The sequence below is a fragment of the Chryseobacterium balustinum genome (assembly GCF_900168205.1).
In the GTDB taxonomy this organism is placed as follows: Bacteria; Bacteroidota; Bacteroidia; order Flavobacteriales; family Weeksellaceae; genus Chryseobacterium; species Chryseobacterium balustinum.
Genome location: NZ_FUZE01000006.1, coordinates 100,313 through 120,917, shown reverse-complemented (window position 1 = coordinate 120,917; position 20,605 = coordinate 100,313). Strand labels below are relative to the sequence as shown.

Annotated in this window: 18 protein-coding genes; 5 read left to right on the top strand and 13 right to left on the bottom strand. The window is 32.5% G+C overall.

All coding sequences use genetic code 11. The features are described 5' to 3' along the window. Positions 1 to 154: 154 nt before the first annotated feature. The 3 genes from B5X64_RS09790 (at position 155) to B5X64_RS09780 (ending at position 3,424) form a co-directional block, all read left to right on the top strand. Positions 155 to 613: a hypothetical protein gene (locus B5X64_RS09790; protein ID WP_079465038.1), complete on the top strand. Its 459-nt coding sequence runs from the start codon at positions 155 to 157 to the stop codon at positions 611 to 613. Between the two features lie 425 nt (positions 614 to 1,038). Continuing rightward, positions 1,039 to 2,679 carry a sensor histidine kinase gene (locus tag B5X64_RS09785; protein WP_066675657.1) on the top strand — a complete coding sequence of 547 codons (1,641 nt, stop codon included), beginning with the start codon at positions 1,039 to 1,041 and terminating at the stop codon, positions 2,677 to 2,679. Then, positions 2,672 to 3,424, top strand: coding sequence for a LytR/AlgR family response regulator transcription factor (locus B5X64_RS09780; RefSeq protein ID WP_066675655.1), 753 nt, complete (start codon positions 2,672 to 2,674; stop codon positions 3,422 to 3,424). The genes B5X64_RS09785 and B5X64_RS09780 overlap by 8 nt, the downstream gene beginning before the upstream one ends. 250 nt (positions 3,425 to 3,674) lie before the next feature. On the opposite strand, the gene uvrA is transcribed toward B5X64_RS09780, so the two are convergent. Further along, positions 3,675 to 6,461 carry an excinuclease ABC subunit UvrA gene (uvrA, locus tag B5X64_RS09775; RefSeq protein WP_079465037.1) on the bottom strand — a complete coding sequence of 929 codons (2,787 nt, stop codon included), beginning with the start codon at positions 6,459 to 6,461 and terminating at the stop codon, positions 3,675 to 3,677. Positions 6,462 to 6,859: 398 nt separating this feature from the next. Here uvrA and B5X64_RS09770 point away from each other — a divergent pair, with 398 nt between their 5' ends. Together B5X64_RS09770 and B5X64_RS09765 are read left to right on the top strand one after the other, a co-directional pair. Next, positions 6,860 to 8,671: a TonB-dependent receptor plug domain-containing protein gene (locus tag B5X64_RS09770; protein ID WP_079465036.1), complete on the top strand. Its 1,812-nt coding sequence runs from the start codon at positions 6,860 to 6,862 to the stop codon at positions 8,669 to 8,671. Positions 8,672 to 8,722: 51 nt separating this feature from the next. Further along, complete coding sequence (locus B5X64_RS09765; protein WP_079465035.1) at positions 8,723 to 9,439, top strand: DUF2490 domain-containing protein; 717 nt, start codon at positions 8,723 to 8,725, stop codon at positions 9,437 to 9,439. Position 9,440: 1 nt separating this feature from the next. On the opposite strand, the gene B5X64_RS09760 is transcribed toward B5X64_RS09765, so the two are convergent. The 12 genes from B5X64_RS09760 to B5X64_RS09710 all read right to left on the bottom strand — a co-directional run bounded on the left by B5X64_RS09760 (position 9,441) and on the right by B5X64_RS09710 (position 20,487). Further along, positions 9,441 to 9,887, bottom strand: a complete 447-nt coding sequence (locus tag B5X64_RS09760; protein WP_076558268.1) for a phosphohydrolase — start codon at positions 9,885 to 9,887, stop codon at positions 9,441 to 9,443. A gap of 94 nt (positions 9,888 to 9,981) precedes the next feature. After that, entirely contained in the window at positions 9,982 to 10,287 is a 306-nt protein-coding gene (locus B5X64_RS22540; RefSeq protein ID WP_123920791.1) for a hypothetical protein, read from the bottom strand. A gap of 97 nt (positions 10,288 to 10,384) precedes the next feature. Then, positions 10,385 to 11,155, bottom strand: a complete 771-nt coding sequence (locus B5X64_RS09755) for an energy transducer TonB (protein ID WP_079465034.1) — start codon at positions 11,153 to 11,155, stop codon at positions 10,385 to 10,387. A gap of 29 nt (positions 11,156 to 11,184) precedes the next feature. Then, positions 11,185 to 11,754 (bottom strand): hypothetical protein, encoded by a 570-nt coding sequence (locus B5X64_RS09750; protein ID WP_139377604.1) that lies wholly within the window; start codon positions 11,752 to 11,754, stop codon positions 11,185 to 11,187. Positions 11,755 to 11,862: 108 nt separating this feature from the next. Then, positions 11,863 to 13,641 carry an acyl-CoA dehydrogenase family protein gene (locus B5X64_RS09745; RefSeq protein ID WP_079465032.1) on the bottom strand — a complete coding sequence of 593 codons (1,779 nt, stop codon included), beginning with the start codon at positions 13,639 to 13,641 and terminating at the stop codon, positions 11,863 to 11,865. Between the two features lie 106 nt (positions 13,642 to 13,747). Continuing rightward, on the bottom strand, positions 13,748 to 14,116 hold the full coding sequence (locus B5X64_RS09740) for a four helix bundle protein (protein WP_079465031.1): 369 nt from the start codon (positions 14,114 to 14,116) through the stop codon (positions 13,748 to 13,750). A gap of 58 nt (positions 14,117 to 14,174) precedes the next feature. After that, a complete protein-coding gene (locus B5X64_RS09735; RefSeq protein ID WP_079465030.1) occupies positions 14,175 to 15,353 on the bottom strand; it encodes a thiolase family protein in 1,179 nt (392 codons plus the stop codon). 107 nt (positions 15,354 to 15,460) lie between these two features. Further along, complete coding sequence (gene tnpA / locus B5X64_RS09730; RefSeq protein ID WP_079465029.1) at positions 15,461 to 15,925, bottom strand: IS200/IS605 family transposase; 465 nt, start codon at positions 15,923 to 15,925, stop codon at positions 15,461 to 15,463. An 86-nt stretch (positions 15,926 to 16,011) separates the two neighbouring features. Then, on the bottom strand, positions 16,012 to 18,405 hold the full coding sequence (locus B5X64_RS09725) for a 3-hydroxyacyl-CoA dehydrogenase/enoyl-CoA hydratase family protein (RefSeq protein WP_079465028.1): 2,394 nt from the start codon (positions 18,403 to 18,405) through the stop codon (positions 16,012 to 16,014). 68 nt (positions 18,406 to 18,473) lie between these two features. Next, on the bottom strand, positions 18,474 to 18,923 hold the full coding sequence (locus B5X64_RS09720; protein WP_079465118.1) for a MarR family winged helix-turn-helix transcriptional regulator: 450 nt from the start codon (positions 18,921 to 18,923) through the stop codon (positions 18,474 to 18,476). Positions 18,924 to 19,089: 166 nt separating this feature from the next. Continuing rightward, positions 19,090 to 20,013: an ABC transporter ATP-binding protein gene (locus B5X64_RS09715; RefSeq protein ID WP_079465027.1), complete on the bottom strand. Its 924-nt coding sequence runs from the start codon at positions 20,011 to 20,013 to the stop codon at positions 19,090 to 19,092. 96 nt (positions 20,014 to 20,109) lie between these two features. Continuing rightward, positions 20,110 to 20,487 (bottom strand): GxxExxY protein, encoded by a 378-nt coding sequence (locus tag B5X64_RS09710; RefSeq protein WP_079465026.1) that lies wholly within the window; start codon positions 20,485 to 20,487, stop codon positions 20,110 to 20,112. Positions 20,488 to 20,605 lie beyond the last annotated feature (118 nt).

Sequence of the window (20,605 nt, the reverse complement as noted above, 5' to 3'; positions counted from 1 at the left end):
AATTAAAACGATTCTAAACGTCAAATAGTTCATATCCATATTAATTTTTCATTTTTCAAGAACCGATAAGCCTTGCTTGTCGGTTTTTTATTTTTTAAATATTTTGGATTTACTGATTTAAATTTTTAAATTTGAAAGTATTAAACACATAATCATGAAAAAAATAACACTCCTGTTTGCGATAACAAGTTCACTTTTCGCATCATCACAAAAAAATTATACAAAAATCAGTACTTCTAAAATCAATACTGAAAGAGTAAATGTAAGTGAAAATTTCATTAAAGAATATTACAAAAAATGTGAGAACAAAGATTATTCTCAGTTCGCAGGTTTTATTTTAGATAAAAGGTTAGAAAGAAAACTTTTTGACGATTATGAAAAGAAGTGCGAAGAAGTCAATCAATCCGGAAAAATCAATACAGTAAAGCTTAATTCTGTTTATATCAAAGATTACACGAAAAATAGTGATCCGATTGAGCTAATCGTCTTTGATGCTGATTTTGAAAAATCTAAAGATTTGAAATATATTAATGTATGGATTTATAGAGATCAAAACGTCATCAATGGAATTTTGATTTCTGAGGAGAAGCCTTTTGTAAAGTCTAAAAATTAAAAGAATCCACTCTTTAGAAGTGGATTCAATAGATAAATACATCTCATTTTTTTAATTAGACAACAACAAAAAAGCACAGCCGACGATGCTGTACTTAAATTTTTATTTCAAATTTAATTGCGATTTCGAAGTCGAAAAAGGCAAGAAAAAGATTCATGTCATTTTTATTACATAGTAAATGTAGGAATATTTTTAATACAAAATATGAATTTAATGTTAAAATTCACAAGTTATCCACATTTTATTGTGGATAAAATTGAGAAATGAAATCTCAGCTAAAGAATTGAAGCATACTAAATGTATAATGATTAGATCAATATTATGATTTAGAGACAGATTATAGAACAAAAGTAACCCAATTCAAAAAGTGAAGAAATAGCTTTAAAATGATTGATAAGTTTGCTCATCATTTTAAATTTGCAGTAATGAAAAAACTATTTTTATTAACATTTTTATTCTTAGAAAGTACGTTTGTATTTTCTCAAGAAAAAAATAATTATCAAATTGGCCTTGGAGAGACACAAATTGTTCTTTCTAATAATTTTATTTTGCCCAAAAAACCAAGCTCTGACAAAAGCGTACAACTTATAAAAGTCCCCTGGAAAGATCAGATATTAAATGTTTATGGTAATCAGTTATCCATTAATATTTATAATTATATACCACAAAATATAGCTTTTACTGAGTGGATAGCAGATTCTACAAAACTTTCGCAGTATAATTTTGAAAATTTGGAATTTCAGATTTTCAAAAATAATAAGATTTTACATTCATGGAGAAATGTCGAATCCGGTTTTACACTTGATGACAAAACAACAAGGTTGCATAATGGCAAAAATTTAAAAGCTTATAAAATTTTAGATCAAATTCTTGATGAAAATGATATTGTAAAAATCTCATTCAGAACAAAAGGAGGGCAACCATTCTTAAATTGTATCTTAAACAAGATCAGCGATGATAAAGTTCCATTTGTCTGTTCAAACATTCACGACGACAATGATATATCTTTAGAGACTTTTGTAGGAAATGCACTTGTTCAGAAGAAACAACTAAGGTATAGTTTTTACGAAGATTGGCCAAGTTCGTATTTTGCAAAATATCAAGAACCAATTGTGAGAGTGAATGAGAAAACGAAAATTGCTATTTTCTACCGTCCAAAAAGGTCTGTCAGCACCAAAGATATGCTTGAATATAGACTTTTAGAAAATAGTGTACCCACTTCTGAAAAATGGAAAAAAGCGGATGACTTTATCATTCTACATGATTTCAAGCCAGGAAAAAAATATATTCTTCAAGTAAAATATCGAGATGAAAAACAGTTTATTACAAAAGAGTTTTTTTCTGAACCCAAATGGTTTCAAAATATTTGGCTAAAAGTTGCCGTTATCATTTTTATTACCGCTTTATTGGGTCTTATTTTCTTACTTCTGAAAAGCAAAAAAATGAGCAGGTTACAAAAAGAGCAGAAAGCAAAACTTCAATTTATGTCTGCTCAGCTTAATCCTCATTTTTTATTTAACGCTTTAAATTCTATACAAGGTCTTATAAACTCTGGAAATATAGATAAATCTAATACTTATCTTACTGATTTTTCAAAACTGATGCGATCCGTTTTGGATTTTAGTGATAAAGACTTGATTCCTCTTTCTTTAGAAATTAAAGCATTAAAACATTATATTTCTTTAGAACAGCTTCGGTTTTCTTTTAGTTTTGACTTTTTCATTGAAGCAGGAATTCCCGAAACTACAACTGAAGTTTTACCCATGCTTGTACAACCTATTTTAGAAAACTCAATAAGACATGGTATTTCTATTTTAAACGAAGACGGAAAGCTTTCATTTAAAGTCCTGAGAAATAATCAAAATTTAATTTTCGAAATAAAAGATAATGGAAAAGGTTTTGAGACCGATAAAAAAATTTCAGGAAAAGGAATCAATCTTACAAAAGATCGGATTGCATTGTTTAATTCATCATCAGATAAAGTGAAAATTGAGTATCTTGTAGAGTGCAATAATGATGGAACTAAGACATTAATAATTTATAAAAATTTATTAGAGAATGATTAAAGCAATCATTGTAGATGATGAAAAAAATGCAGTGGAAAACTTAAAGCTTATCCTGGAGAAGAAATTTCCAAATGAGATTGATATAGTTGCTACTGCCAATGGTGTAGATCAAGCTTACGATTTATTTCTAAAATTTTTTCCCGAACTTATTTTTCTTGATATTGAAATGCCCACAAAAAATGGTTTTGAACTTTTAAAAATACTAAATAACTATGATTTTGAAGTTGTTTTTGTGACCGCATTTTCGCAGTATGGAATAGATGCAGTGAAATTTTCTGCTTTAGATTATGTATTAAAACCAATTGATTTTAATGAGCTGAATTTATCAATTCAAAAAGCAAAAAAAAGAATTTCAGAGAAAAAAGTAAATAAATCTTTGGAAAATCTTGTAGACTACTTAAAGTACGAAAACGATAAATCTAGCCATAAAATAGCAATCTCTTCGTTGAAGGAAATACATTTTGTTGCAGTCAATGAAATTATTCGATGTGAAAGTTCTAATAGTTATACCACTATTATTCTAGAAAATCGGGAACAAATCGTTTCAACAACTTCTTTGTTTGAATATCAAAGTCTTTTGGAAAAATATGGTTTCATCCGCTGTCATCAATCTCATTTAGTTAATAAGAACTTTATTAAAAGTATTAAAAAATCTGAAGGAAATATACTTTTGCTAACAAATAAAGATGAAATTCCAATGTCTAGGGATAAGAAAAAATTAGTGAAAGATCAATTTAAATTGTAACAGGAATTTTTACCTCAAATGATATTCTCGGAAAACATAAAACTTTCATCAAAATTATAGATCTGAACGGTAGATTAATCGCAGAAAAACTTCATAAAAATTTTTATGAAAGAAAATTTTTAGCAGAAAATCATATGCTTCAGGGCTTATTTGAAAAAAGAAGAACAGTTCAAAGTTTTTAAAATGACTATTAAGTAAACGAAAAGGAAGCATAATTTGCTTCCTTTCTTATTTGTATCGAAAATTTTTATTACAATTTCTCAGCAATATACTTCGCTGTATGCGATTTCTTATTCTTTGCCAGATCTTCCGGAGTACCTGCAAAAACGACTTCTCCGCCGTATTTTCCAGCTTCAGGACCGATGTCGATGATGTGATCGGCGCATTTCATAATATCAGGTTGATGCTCAATAACAATCACAGAATGTCCAAGATCAATCAAAGCCTGCAAAGATTTTAATAATTTTTGAATATCATGGAAATGCAATCCGGTAGAAGGCTCATCAAAAACAAATAAGGTTTTATCAGTTGTTACGCCTTTCACAAGGAAAGATGCCAGTTTCACACGTTGCGCTTCACCACCTGAAAGAGTAGAAGAGCTCTGTCCGAGCTGTAAATATCCCAAACCGACATCTTGAAGTGGGGTCAGTTTTGTAACAATCTTATCTTCTTTATTTTCTCTGAAAAATTCTAATGCTTCATCTACTGTCATGTGAAGGATATCTGAAATGTTTTTCTCATCGAATTTTACTTCCAAAACTTCATTTTTAAAACGGGTTCCTTTACAAGATTCACATTCTAACTCTATGTCTGCCATAAACTGCATTGAAACGCTTATGGTTCCTTCACCTTTACATTCATCACATCTTCCGCCATCAACGTTGAAAGAAAAATGTTTAGGCTTGTAGCCCATCATTTTAGCACTTTTCTGCTTAGAGAAAAGATCACGAATGTCATCATACGCCTTCAGATATGTTACAGGATTTGAACGGGATGATTTTCCAATAGGGTTTTGGTCGATCAATTCAATATGCTTGATCAATTTCTTTGGAAACTCTACAGAATCATAATCTCCTTTTTTTCCACCCATTCCTAATTGAATCTGAATGTCATTTGTAAGAATCTCTTTCATCAAAGTAGATTTTCCACTTCCTGAAACTCCTGATATAACCACTAAACTTTCCAAAGGAATATCTACATCAATATTCTTAAGATTATTTGATCTTGCTCCTTTTATATGAATGAATTCTTTTGCCTTTCTGCGCTTTTCAGGAACTTTTATTTCCAATCTTCCGGTAAGGTATTTTGAAGTGAGTGTATCGGCATCTTTCAATTCTTTATAATCACCTGCAAAAACCAATTCACCACCTAAATAGCCGGCTTCAGGACCAATATCAATAATATAGTCTGCCGCTCTCATGACATCTTCATCATGTTCCACAACGATTACCGTGTTTCCTATATCACGAAGATTTTTTAAAACTCCAATTAAATTTTCGGTATCTCTGGAATGCAGTCCAATTGATGGTTCATCTAAAATATAAATAGAACCTACTAAAGAACTTCCCAAACTTGTAGCCAAATTAATTCTCTGACTTTCACCACCAGAAAGCGTATTTGAAGTACGGTTAATCGTTAAATAACCTAAACCAACCTTTAGTAAAAACTCTAAACGGGTCGTGATCTCGTACAACAATCTTTTCGCAACTTCCTTATCATGTTCTGAAAGTTTTAAAGAGTTAATCAATGGTAAAAGCTCATCCAAAGGAAGCTCTATCATCGCCTGAATATTGTTTCCGTCGATTTTTACCCAGCTTGTCTCTTCACGTAAACGCAAACCTTCACAAGTCGGGCAAAGCGTTTTACCTCGGTAACGAGAAAGCATTACACGATATTGAATTTTATATAAATTTTCCTCAAGCATTTTGAAGAAATTATTCAAAGAAGGGAAGGTGCTTTTACCATCACCTTTCCAAAGATAATTTTTCTGCTCTTTGTTTAATTGATGATAAGGCTTATGAATAGGGAAGTCTTTAGCATTTTTAATGAAATCTTTTTTCCATTCACTCATGGTTTCACCTTTCCAAGAAGCAACAGCGTCTTCAAAAACCGATAAAGCTTTGTTTGGAATAACCAAATCTTCATCAATTCCGATTACTTTTCCGTAACCTTCACACGTTGGGCAAGCTCCAAAAGGATTATTAAAACTGAAAAAATGAACATTAGGCTCAAGAAATTCTATTCCGTCGAGCTCAAATTTATTTGAAAAGTTTTTTACAGCTCCGGTTTCTGTATTTTTTAAAGCACAATAACCGTGACCTTCATAAAACGCCATCTGAATAGAATCTGCCAAACGCTGAAGGAAACTTTCATCTTCTTCATATGAAAAACGGTCGATCACCAAATTGATTTCCATGCCCTTTTCGGGAGTAAAACCAAAGCTTTCCAAATCTTCTATACCGGCAAGATTCCCGCTAACTTCTAATCTTGTGAAACCAGCCAGTTTTAAAACGTTTAAAGTATCTGTAAAGCTTTCAACATCAAAATTCAACGGCGCTGTCAATAAAAACGGAACATTATTTTCAGAATTCTTAATGTAGTCTATAACATCGGTCACCGAATCTTTTTTCACTTCTTCACCTGAAACCGGAGAATATGTTTTTCCGATTCTTGCAAAAAGAAGCTTCATGTAATCGTAAATCTCAGTAGAAGTTCCTACCGTAGATCGTGGATTTGAAGAAATTACTTTTTGCTGAATAGCGATTGAAGGAGCCAAACCTTTGATGTCATCAACTTTTGGTTTCTCTAATTTTCCTAAAAACTGACGTGCATAAGAACTCAGACTCTCTACATATCTCCTCTGTCCTTCAGCATAAATTGTATCAAAAGCCAAGGAAGATTTTCCGCTTCCTGAAACTCCTGTTATGACAATGAGTTTATTCTTAGGGATTAAAACATCAATGTGTTTCAGGTTGTTAAGGTGTGCGTTTTTAACGAAAACCTGTTTTTTAATATCTATTTCTGTTGTTGAAGCCATAGTAAAATTAAGACTAACAAAAATACAAATTTTTACCGGATTTTATGATAAGAATTCTCGACTAAAACTTTATCAATTTAAATAAGAATAATTTAAATTATCATAAATTAATCTCTACAATTCCACTTGATAAATTAACATCCAAAACATTATATTTCTAACAATATTACTTGTTTTGTAAACGTTTTTCGTGTAAAATTGCATCACCAAAATAAGTAATAAAAAATGAGAACACTTTTCTACCATTTTATTACACATCTAATGAAAAAAAGATAAATAAGTTTCCAAAGCCTAAAAAGATGCATATTACATGTATCTTTTTTTTATGATATCTATCATTTTTTGGTCTTGCGAAAGTCTCCTAATTTTGGAAACTTCAAAATAAACTAAGAAGTGTTATGAATAAGAAGCTCGGAACTGTATTTTTTCTCGCTGCGTTTTGCGTATTAAATGCACAGGTAAAAACATCGGAAATCGACTCTGTTAACATCCAGGGAAAATTTATTGCAACTACCTACAAAAATGCCAATCAGAATATTTCTATCATCACACGAGCTGATATTTTGAGTTCTCCGGCTACAAGCATTGATGAAATTCTGCAGCAAATCCCCGGTATGGATATCAGAAGGAGAGGAGCTAACGGCGTGCAGAGCGATGTAGGTTTCAGAGGAAGTTCATTTGAGCAGGTTTTAATTCTTATCAATGGAATCAGGATGAATGACTCACAAACCGGTCACAATTCTTTAAACGTTCCTGTTGATTTGGATAATGTGGAAAGGATAGAAATTATTAAAGGTCCTTCAGCCAGAAGATTCGGACAAAACGCTTATGCTGGAGCAATCAATATTATCACCAAAAGTCACGTTGGTAAAAGTGTGAAAATCAGCGCCAATGCAGGAGATTATGAAACATACGGTTTCGGATTTAATGCTAATATTGGGAATGAAAAATTTTCAAATTCATTACAGGCAAATTCAAATTCATCACAAGGCTACAGGCATAATACCGATTTTGAAATCAGAAATATTTTCTATCAAAATCAGTTAAAAATAAAAAATGGGGACATCAGATTACAAGCTGGTTTTTCTGAAAAGAAATTTGGTGCCAACGGATTTTATTCTTCGCCACAAGCAACTGAACAATACGAAGAACTTCAGGCTTCTATTTTAAGTGTTGCCCATCAGCAAACTTTCGGAAAATTAAAACTTAATTCTAATGTTTATTGGAGAAGAGGACAGGATATGTATCTGTTTAACAGAGAAAAATCCGAAATCTACAGAAATATGCACATCGGAAATAACGTAGGCGGAGAAGTTAATTCAAGCTACCAATCAAGCTTAGGAACTACAGGTTTAGGGGTAGAATTAAGAAAAGAATTCTTAGCAAGCAATAATCTAGGTGACAGAGAACGTTTTGTAACGCAGGTTTTCTTTGAGCATCATTTTTCGTTTTTTGATAAAAAATTAAACATTAGTCCGGGAGCTTCCTGGGCAAATTACTCTACAGACGGCAACTTCTTTTATCCTGGCTTAGACATTGGTTATACCTTCTATCAGAACAATAAAGTATTTGGAAATATCTCAAAAGTTCACCGAGTTCCTACCTTTACCGACTTGTTTTACACAAGCAAAACAGAGCAGGGAAACCCAAATCTTTTACCTGAAAATGCTGTGTATGCAGAAATTGGATACCAATACCAGAACAAAGGTATTTTAGCAAAATTCAGTGGTTTCTACAGAGATTCCAATGATGCTATTGACTGGATTAAAAATTCTCTGCAAGACCCTGTTTGGTATTCACGAAATATAGGAAATAAAGAAACGAAAGGGATTGAAGTAGAAATCGATCATAAAGTTTTCGATTGGATGAAATATACTTTAGGGTACACCTATATCGATAATCAATTGAAAGATTTAAATGACTTAAACTCCCGTTATGCATTAGATAATCTGAAACATCAGTTTGTAGCAAAACTTCAGACAAAATTCCTTAAACATTTCACCAACGAATTGGTTTACAGATATAATGATAGAGTTAATTTGGGAAGCTATCATTTGTTGGACGAAAAATTAAGCTTTAATAAAAAAGACTTTTCAGTATATGCATTAATCAATAATGTGACCGATACAGAATACACCGAAACTTTTGGAATACCAATGCCTCAAAGGTGGTTTCACATTGGTTTTTCTTACAATATTAATATTAAGTAAACTTAATATTACCCCATTGTTAAATAATATAAATTTGCAAAAATTTTTTGGATGAAACTTATTTTAAGCATAAGCCTACTTTTTAGTTTAAGTATTTTTAAAGCACAGGAACACATTTCTTCTTTTAATGCTTTGACATTGACCTATAAGTTCCATCCAAAATTTTTCCTTTATGCTGAAGGACAGTTGAGAGGCATTGAAGACTACACTTATCCTGATTATTACGAAATAAAAGGAGGTTTAGGATATAATCTTACCAAAAACCATAAACCTTTCATTGGTTTAGGACGATATGCAACTTACAAAGATCATGCAATTAACAAAGAAGAATTCCGTGTTTGGTTGCAGGATGTGATAGATTTCAAAAGTGGAGTTGTAAAATTTGAAAACAGATTTCGTGCAGAAAAATCATGGTTTTACGAGCCGCAAACGGATAAAAATTCTGAAAGAATGCGCTACCGTTATCGTTTGAATGTCTCAGTCCCTCTAAATGCTAAAAAAATTGCTCCAGGGACAGTCTTCGCAAATGTTTACGACGAAGTTTTTGTAGTTACACCAATGAAACCTTCATTTGCAAGAAACCGACTATATGGCGGTTTTGGATATCAGATCGATGAAAATTTCGGTATTCTAGGCGGTTATTTATGGCAGAGAGAATTTGAAGCAAAAGGAAATAAAAACGTTCATTTTATTTATTTAGCTTTAAACATCAATATCGACGATACTGATAATGATAACAAAACGTATCATTTCCCGGGAGCAGATTAATCTAATATTTCTCTGATAAATATCGGTACGCTTTCAAATATTTATTGAAACGGTGAATGTCTTTTGAAGTTAATTCCCGGTTTACCCTTCTCAAATCCATATTATCACGAAGATCATTAAGCTTTACCGCAACAGCAAGAGGTGATCTTTCGGTTCTTTTTACGAAATCATCATAAACTTCTTCGGGATCAAATTTTGTAAGACAGCTTACCGCAAAAAGTATGTATTCAGGAAAACCTTCAGATCTTAAATATTCGAAACTGAATTCTTCGGGATGATCTTCTACCACATCATGTAAAACGCCTACAATTTTCTCATCCATTGTTTTACCGTATTCCATCACACGCATAACGTGAGCAATGTAGGGTGCATGATATTTGTCTTTTTGCCCTTTATGTGCCTTGTCGGCAATTTTTATAGCTTTATTTAAAAGTTCTTCTTTTGTCATTCTCTTTTGAAAATAGAATACAAAAATATAAAACGTCTGAGATAAACTCAACGATTTTAAAGAAAATTTATCAACAAATTTATTTTTATGACCTTTATTTAACCGCTAATTTCGCAGGTTTTGCTACATCCAAAAGATTTGGAATTTTATATAATGTAGTATCTTTTTGAGGGGCTTTTAAACTGGAATAGAGTGTAGGATTTTTCGGCTTTGCTACCGGCATTCTGTACAATTTTGCAATAGAACTGTCAAATTTTGTACTCTCCGATAATGGTGTTACAATGAACGGTTTTTCTATTTTTGGAAACTTTATAGAATCAATTTTCAACGGTATTCTGGAAGAAACCTGTGCTGAAAATGGTATCGAACTTAATATGGTAATTATCAATACTAGTTTCATTGTCCTGAATTTTTATTAGATTAAACAATTAAAATTATAGAGGTTTAAAACTCCACGTATTATTATAAGACAACTGATAACACTTATTTATTACTTCTCAAGGAAAATTAATTCCATATTTACATCTTACGGTTTGTCCTCTAACTTTAGCAGGAATCCAGATTTCTTTTATCGGCAAAATTGCTCTTTTTAATTTTTCATTTTTTTCTTCATCTGTTCCAGAAATTTTCAAATCAGAACATTGCCCGTCTCTTTCTACCACAAACGTCATTGTAAACGGATAAGAATCTGCAAGATCTCCAATTTTTGATCTTATATTATTTTTAAAATCACCTTTTGTATACACGGGTTTCTGTTCTACTGCAGTGAATATTTCAAGGGTACTTATTTTTTTATCTCCAAAAAACCTGTATGTATCACTGTTGCCTTTACCCATTTTATTTTTAGTATAAGTAACAGGAACACTTACATGATACCGAACCGCCCAGTTTGTGGTTCTTGCAGCTATCCATTCGGTTTTCATTTTTTTAAATGCGTTAATTACTTCAGCATTAAATTCTTTCTCGTCACCCTCTGCTTTTATAGAACTTACAGATCCATTTTTTTCAATTATGAAACTAAGTTCAGAAAAGCAAATTTCATTGCTATCAGTAAATTTTTTAATATCTAATTTTTCAAAAAGTATTTTTTTAAACTGAGTAATTTCTCCTTTAAATTGAGGAAATGTTTCGGCTTGCTCGTAGGGTTCTTTGTTGCCATAAATTTTTTCTTCAATTGAAGAATCTTTTCCAGCCGGTGTATGAGACGTAGCTTGACTTTTGGCAAAAACAGAAGAAGCGATTGCAATTATTATTAAAGACGTTTTCATTGTTTTGAACTTTTATCAAATTAAATATTTTAAATTGGCTTAAAACTCCAAATATTATTATAAGATAACTCATAACACTTAATTATTAATTCTTTGGGAAAAGTAATTTCTAGTTGGACATATTCATTGTGATCATCTATCTCATTTGAAATAATTACAACAGAGAAATAGGAATGATTCTTTTCAGATTTCCATTGTTGAATTTTGGTTTCTTCAGCTTCATTGAATTTAAAATTTAAATCATCATTGTCTTTTCTTTTTTTATTAATCCAAAATATATTTAAATCTGAATAACCAGGATAATCTTTTGTCATTTTTTTTATTTCATCTAAAATAAACGGATATTTTTTCTCTATCAATTTAGCATTTGTACAAGCTAAATTTCGAGCCTGTTGTCCTATTTCTGTTCCACACCAACCTAAATTAATTTTAGGTTTAATTATATTAGATTTATCTTCTTTTTCATACTTATTGCTGTATGCATATTCAAGCCTACTCATGATGCTATCATCAAGTCTTCCATTACATTCTAAAGTATCATTCGCATTCGGATGTGTCTGTGAAAATAAAAAACTAAACGAGATAATTGAAATAAACATGTAAATTTTAAATATCATTATTAAGAATTTAATATTATTCTAAAGGTAAGTAAAATAAAAAACGTCTCAAAAAATTGAGACGTTTTGAAATCAAATTTATTTATAAGACTAATAATGTCCTTTTTCAATATAATGAGCCGCTACCTTTTCAGTTAAAGCAACTACATTCGGACTGTTTGTATATTTTGTAAATCTTCTCAATCCTGAAAGCATCATTCTCTGTTCGTCACCTTCAGCAAAAGAAACAATTCCTTCTTTAGCAGCAGCAATGATTTTATCAATCGCTTTGTAAAGGTTTAACTGAGCCATTGCAGCTTCTACAGAATCAGCTGAGAAGTGTTTTTCAGCTCTTAAAATTGCAGATTCTGCCATATAGATCTGGTTAAGAATTTCAGAAGCATTCAATAATAAATGTTGTTGTTTCTCAATATCCATCATGTATTTTTGAAGCGCAGCTCCAGAAACCATTAAGAAAACTTTCTTAAGATTGGCAATAATTGCTTTTTCTTCGCTCATAAATGCAGAATAATCAGGAACTTCGAACGACGGAATTCCCATCAATTCTTTGCTGATCGCCATTGCAGGAGAAAGAAGATCTAATTCGCCTTTCATTGCTTTTTTGATCAACATCCCAACTGCCAAAAGACGGTTGATTTCGTTGGTTCCTTCATAAATCCTACCGATTCTTGCGTCTCTCCATGCAGATTCCATTGGAGTATCTTCTGAGAATCCCATTCCTCCATAGATTTGAATTCCTTCATCGGCAGTTACCTGAGTAAGATCAGATACAAAAACTTTAAGAATAGAAGCTTCAACGGCAAATTCTTCAACACCTTTTAATTCGGCCTGTTGATGATTCATTCCACCGCCAACTAATTCTTCGATTTTATCTTCAACATTTTTTGCTAAACGGTAAGAACCTGCTTCACTTACGAAAACTCCGGTTGACATTTCAGCAATTTTCTTTCTGATTGCTCCGAAAGTTGAGATAGAAACACCAAACTGTTTTCTTTCATTTGAATATTGAATAGAGTGGTTCAAAATTCGTCTTTGTCCGTCAAGGTTTGCTGCAGCTAATTTAATTCTACCAACATTCAATGCATTCAAAGCGATTTTGAAACCGTTGTTTCTTTCACCCAGCATATTTTCTACAGGAATCTTCATATCATTGAAGAAAACCTGACGAGTTGAAGACGAACGAATACCTAATTTATGCTCTTCCTCACCAAAAGTTAAGCTTTCAGGGTTCTCCAATTCTGAACGGTTGATTACAAAACCTGTGATATTTTTATCATCATCAATTTTCGCAAATAAAGTGAAAGTATCTGCAAAACCTGCATTGGAAATCCACATTTTTTGTCCGTTGATGATGTAATGTTTTCCATCTTCAGATAATTTCGCTCTTGTTTTTCCTGAATTTGCATCAGAACCAGCATCCGGCTCTGTCAAACAATAGGCTCCGAATTTTGTCCCGGTAGCTAAATCCGGTAGGTATTTCTTTTTCAACTCCTCACTTCCATAAAGAAGAGTTGGTAGCGTTCCGATTCCGGTATGAGCTCCATAAGCAGTTGCTAATGAACCATTTCCACCTGAAACGTAATCGCAAGCCAACATGGTACTTACGAATCCCATTCCAAGACCGCCGTATTCTTCAGGAACGGTAATTCCTAAAAGTCCCATTTCACCTAATTTACGCATTGTTTCTTCAGTCAATGCATAATCTTTTTTCTCAAAACGATCATGATGCGGGATCACCTCTCTATCGATAAATTCTTTGGCAGAATCACGAAGCATTTTTTGTTCTTCGCTTAGTTCTTCAAGACTGAAAATTTCGTTTGCAGGAATTTCTTTGATTAGGAACTCACCGCCTTTTACTATATTGCTCATTATGTTTATTTTAAATTTTAGATTATTTGAGACTTTTATATAATAGACAAATAGATGATAGATTTTTTGTGCAATGAAAGTTGTATTTAAATTGTCTATTATCTTTTTAGTCTTTGTTTAAAGTATTCTGAAATACCATTGTTGCTTTTTGAAATTCTTCAATTTTAACTTCAAAAAATTCACTCCTTTCGTCAGATAAATATTTTCTGTGATTTGCCAACAATATTTGGGTTTGCAATTCAAATGAAGAACCTAAAGAAATATCTAAAAAATGACTGAAAGACTTATTTGTTCTGCTTGACCCTTCGGCTATATTTGAAGGAATTGATATTGAACATCTGTCTATTTGACTTTTCAAGCCATATTTTTCGTAAGCTGGAAAAGTATCAGTTAGGTCTAAAGTGAATTTTGTTAATTCCATACCCATCTGCCAAATTTTAAGCTTTTTAAAATTATGCCTTTTAAAATCATTCATCGTTTCTTGTGTGTTTATAACCTCTATTATCTATCCGTCTATTATCTTTTAGTCCTTTTTAAAGAAGCTCAAAAATACTCGCTGCTCCTTGTCCCGTTCCAACACACATAGAAACCATTCCGTATTTGTTTCCGCGCTTTCTCATCTCGTCAAGAAGTTGAACAGTTAATTTTGTTCCTGTGCATCCAAGAGGGTGACCCAAAGCGATGGCGCCTCCGTTTACATTCAGAATATCAGGATTTAAGCCTAATTCTTTTTTGATGGCAACAGATTGAGATGCAAAAGCTTCGTTTAATTCGATTAATTCAATATCTTTTAATTCTAAACCTGCTTGTTTCAAAGCTTTTGGTATCGCATAAATCGGTCCCATTCCCATGATTCTTGGCTCAAGTCCAGCTGCTGCATAAGCTACCAATCTTGCTTCTGGTTCAAGACCTAATTCTTTTACCATTTCTTCACTCATTACCATTACGAAAGCGGCTCCGTCACTCATTTGAGAAGAGTTTCCTGCAGTTACACTTCCTCCGTTGGCGAAAACAGGTCTTAATTTAGATAAACCAGCAAGAGAAGTATCCGCTCTTGGACCTTCATCTACTGAAAAATCAAACTTTTTAGTCTGCATTTTTTGGTTTTCATCCAGGAAATTATATTCAACAGGAATCGAAACAATCTGGTTGGCAAATCTTCCTTCCTCATTCGCTTTTAAAGCTTTCATATGAGATTCAAAAGCGAACTGGTCTTGTTCTTCTCTTGTGATATTATATTGTTTTGCAACTTCTTCGGCAGTATAACCCATTCCCCAATAATAATCAGGGTTTGTTTTTGCAATTTCCGTTTCTGGAACTGGTTTATACCCACCCATCGGAATGTAAGACATTGATTCTGTACCTCCTGCAATGATACAATCGGCCATTCCCGCCTGAATTTTTGCAGAAGCAATTGCAATCGCCTCACTTCCTGATGCACAATATCTGTTTACGGTAACTCCGGGAACTTTATCTGTTTGCAATCCCATTAAAGAAATTAAACGCGCTACGTTTAAGCCTTGTTCAGCTTCCGGCATTGCGTTTCCTACGATAAGGTCATCAATTCTGTTTTTGTCTAATTGCGGAAGTTCAGCCATTAATTTTTCAATTACGGTTGCCGCCATTACATCGGGTCTTGTGAATCGTAAACTTCCTTTTGGAGCTTTTCCAACGGCGGTTCTGAAACCCTTTACTATATATGCTTGTTTCATTTTATTGTTAATTAAAATTAGTTTAAAAGTTTTTGCCTCGTAGAGGTAAACTGTTCATAGCTTTTGTTTCTGTTTTGCAAATCGAGGAGCTCCGTAGGAGCGACCTGTTAATCTTCAATCCATTCAAATAAATATTTTGAATCGTATTCAATTTCAAATTTTGACATAAATTCTAAATATTCTTCTCTAAATGTTTTCGTTTTATGATGTACTTCTTGGTTTAAAATATATTTCACAACCGTATCAACACTACTTTTAGAGTAAGAAAATGCACCATAACCTTCCTGCCAATTGAATTTTCCATTCATCCATCCTTTTTCGTTAATGAATTTTGAAGAACCTGCTTTAATATCTCTTACCAAATCAGAAATTGTAACTATCGGACTCATACTTACAAGAATATGAACATGATCCGGCATTGCAAAAACTGCGAATAATTTTTGATTTCTATGGGAAACAATACCTGTGATAAATTTATGTAATTCTTCTCTGTTTTCTTTTGGAATCAGGTTTTGTCTTCCTTTAACAGCGAAAACAATTTGGATATAAATTTGTGTGTATGTGTTTGCCATAAAATTATTATCAGGTCGCCTCTACGAGGCTTCATGTTTTCTAAAATTATTCTGCTATTAACAGTTCGCTCCTACGGAGCTCCCTATTAATTTCTCAACGGTTTTCCTTTCTGTAACATAAACTGAATTCTCTCCAAAGTTTTTCTTTCACCGCAAAGCTGTAAGAATGTTTCTCTTTCAAGATTCAATAGGTACTGTTCAGTTACAACAGTTGGTTCAGAAAGATTTCCACCTACCAAAACGTTGGCTAATTTATCTGCAATTTTCTTGTCATGTTCAGAGATAAAGTTTCCGGTTAACATTTGGTCGGTTCCCACGTAGAACATTCCCAAAGCATCTTTACCCAATACTTTTACGGTTTGCTCGATAGGTTGAGTATAACCTTGTTCAGCCAATAATTTTGCCACTTTTTTAGCTTCTGCAATCTGACGTTTTTTGTCAACCACTACGATATCTTTTCCTTTTTCAAGAATACCCATATCGTAAGCTTCATAAGCAGAAGTTGCCACTTTTCCCATTGCAATATTCATGAAAGCTTCACGAAGTCTATTATTTTTCACATCATCAGTGTGGAATTCTCTTGAAGTTCTCAAAGCAAATTCTTTAGTTCCACCACCACCAGGAATTACACCGACTCCGGTTTCTACCAATCCTATGTAAGTTTCTGCTGCTGCAACTACTCTGTCTGCGTGCATTGTCATTTCGCAACCACCACCAAGCGTCATTCCATGAGGAGCGACAACTACAGGAATAGAAGAGTAACGAACTCTCATCATCGATTTTTGGAAATACGCAATGGCCATATTCAAATCATCCCAATCCTGTTCGATAGCCATCATTAAAATCATTGCTAAATTTGCTCCTACAGAGAAATTTGTTCCTTGATTTCCGATCACTAACCCGTCATATTCTTTTTCAGCTAAATCAATCGCTCTGTTTAATCCATCCAAAACTTCACCTCCAAGAGAGTTCATTTTAGAACGGATTTCAAAGTTGATAATTCCGTCGCCTAAATCTTCAATCGAAGCTCCTGAATTACTCCAAAGCGTTTTATTTTTTCTGATATTATCTAAAATAATGAAAGCATCCTGACCCGGAATTTTGTTGTATTCTCCTGAATTCTTATCAACGAAAATACTTTGTCCTTCATCATTTACTTTATAGAAAGATTCTACATTTTTAACCCAGTCTGAAACTTCATAACCGGCTTCTTTAGCTAATTCAATACCTTTTTGAACACCAACGGCATCCCAGATTTCAAAAGGACCGTTTTCCCAACCGAAACCTGCTCTCATCGCATCGTCGATTTTGTACACTTCATCAGAAATTTCAGGAACTTTATGCGAAACATAAGCGAATAATGCTCCCAAAGATTTTCTGTAAAGCTCTCCGGCTTTATCTTTTCCACCAATTAAAACTTTAAATCTGTCAATTGGTTTATCAATATTTTTAGTTAATTCTAAAGTCGGGAAAGAAGATTTTCCTTGAAGTTCGTATTCTAAAGTATCAAGATTTAATCCGTGAATTTCAGATTTTCCGTCAGCTCCTTTCACTTTTTTGTAGAAACCTTGTTCAGTTTTTGAACCCAACCATTTATTATCAACCATTTTCTGGATGTAATCAGGCAGTGCAAAAACATTATTAAAATCATTAGCTTCAACACCGCTGTTACGAACGCCATTCGCAACCATTACCAAAGTATCTAAACCTACAACATCGGCAGTTCTGAACGTCGCAGATTTTGGTCGGCCAATAACCGGACCGGTTAATTTATCTACATCAGAAACATTTAAACCTAATTTCTGAACATTATGAAGCAAATCCATCATTGAGAAAACTCCAATTCTGTTGGCAATAAACGCAGGGGTATCTTTCGCTAAAACAGTTGTCTTTCCTAAGAATTTTGCGCCATAGCTCATGTAGAAGTCAATAATTTCCGGTGCAGTATCTTTTGTAGGGATAATTTCCAACAATGGAAGATATCTTACCGGATTAAAGAAGTGCGTTCCTGCAAAATAATGTTTGAAATCATCGCTTCTTCCTTCTACCAACATATTAATTGGAATTCCTGAAGTATTTGAAGAAACTAAAGTTCCGGGTTTTCTGAACTGTTCGATTTTTTCGTAAACTGATTTTTTAATGTCTAGTTTTTCAACGACAACTTCAATAATCCAGTCAGTGTCTTTTATTTTAGCTAAATCATCATCAAAATTCCCAACCTTAATTCTATCTGCAAATTTCGGAGAATAGAGTAGAGCCGGACTTGATTTTTTCAGTTTTTCAAAGTTTTCTGAAGCAATTCTGTTACGAACAGCTTTGTCATCTTTGGTCAAACCTTTTTTCTGCTCGGCTTCATTCAATTCAAACGGAATAATATCGAGCAGTGAAACCTGCACGCCAATATTGGCAAAGTGTGCAGCAATACCGCTTCCCATAATTCCTGAACCTAATACCGTCACGTGTTTGATTCTTCTTTTCATTAATATTTATTTTAGTTATTATCGTTTAATTAAATTGGCTTTTAATCACCCTTCAAAAGAAGTTTTTTTTATTTTCTATTATTCAAGTCGGCAGCAATTTTCATGATTTCACTCATTACTTCTTTGAAGGTATCCAACTTATCGGGAGCAATTTTTTCCATTACTTTTTTGTTGAAATTCACCACCACTTCTTTAGACATATTTCTTGAGCTCAATCCTTTATCGGTAAGCTTAATGATAACTTCTCTTTTATCGGTAGTCGTCTTTTCTTTGTAGATGTATCCGTTGTCTTCAAGGAGTTTAATAATCCTTGTGAGGGAAGTTGGCTCAATGGCCATTTTAGGTCCTAAATTGGTACTTCTTGTACCTTCTTTTGGGTCAATTTTTAATAAAGTTAAGGCTTGTACTGCGGTAGAATCGTGTTCCTGTGCAAGCTCAGTATACATTTTAGAAACAGCCAACCAGGTCTGTTTCAGAATGAGGTCTACATTTTCTGTTTTCTCTTTATTGTTATCCATCATATTTTTTGCTTATCGGTTTTATCAAATGTAGCAAATATTATGCATGCATAGTATTAATTAATAGTAAAATTTATTAATTAACTGAATTTCAGTACGTTAAATTGTATGATAAGCATAATACTATGCATGCATAGTATGTGGAATAAATAATTAAATTAGCGTATTAGTAAAGCTTTGAGATTAAATTAACTATTTCTTCAAAGGATTCGCATTTGTGTATTTCATTTTTGTATGAAATCTCCCAAAATGTATTGTTATATTTAAATTGAAATAAAGAAAGGTCTTTTTGAAAGTTTTTTTGCAGTAAAGAATACAGCATCTCTTTTTGAATTTCGGGCGAAATAATAGAAGGAGCCACAAAATTTTCATTCACCTGGAATAGTGATGCATTGGTTAATTCATTATGATTCAGTAAAACATCTTCTACAATTCCAGAAAACAGTTCTTGGTTCTTAACATACCAAATCTTGTCGGCAAATTCTTTTGCCAAACGCCAGTCGTGTGAAGAAAACAAAATCAGTTTATTTTGTTCTTTGGCAAGTTTTCGAAGTGTTTTTAGAATGATGATTTTATTTTTTTCATCCAAATGAGTTGTGGGTTCATCGAGAATAATAATAGGAGAGTTCTGCGTTAATGCACGTCCAATAAATGCTTTTTGCAGATTTCCATCAGATAGATTTTTTAAAGGAGTATTTTTGTATTGCTCTAAATCTAACTCTAAAATAATATTTGAAACTTCTTCCCGGTCTTCTTTTTTAAGCTCAAAATAAAAAGGATAATAAATGTATTTTCCCAAAGAAATTAAATCTTCAACCGTATAATTTTGTGGAATGATTGCTTTAGAAAAGACAATGGCAATATTTTCAGCAATTTCTTTTACCGATAAATACTTTATATTTTTATTATTAATTAAAATTTCTCCGTTTAATAAAGAATTTTGATGGAGAATAGATTTAATTAAAGTAGTTTTTCCTACACCGTTATTTCCAATCAGCAAGCAAACGTCTCCTAAATTCAAAGATGCGTTGGCATTTGAAATTAAGGTTTTATCGTAACCGATATTGGCTTTTTTTATTTGTAGGTGCATTTGTTGGTTTATCGCAAAAGACTCGAAGTTTCTTTTACAAAAATAGTGTTTTAAGGCGCAAAGAATTTGACTTTGTCAAATTTTTGTTAGCTTTATTTATAAAAAGTTTACAATTCTTGTTACTCCATTTTTGAAAACATCAGATTGAAAATTTAATAATAGTCCTAATTTGCAATTTGTCATTTTTAAATACGTTAGAAGTTGAGCTTTATGAATTGAATTAATATACTCAACAGTTTTTATTTCTAAAATTAATTTATTTTCAATAATCATATCTAATCTGAAAGCGTTTTCAATTTTTAATTCTTCATAAATAATTGGAAGTAGTTTTTGTTTTTCAACAGCCAATCCTGCTTTTGTTAATTCATAAAAAAGACATTCTTCATATACATGTTCAAACAGTCCTGCTCCAAGTTTTTTATGGATTTTTAATCCTGTTTCAAAAACAATTTTTGATAATTCATTTTCTGTCATTGTATTGTGCTTTTTATTTTATCGTTTGTGTTTAATGTTGGTATTTCGCAAAGGCGCAATTTTCTTAATTTTTATGCTGTTTCTAAGGCGCAAGAAAATCAAAGATTTTCAACCAGTA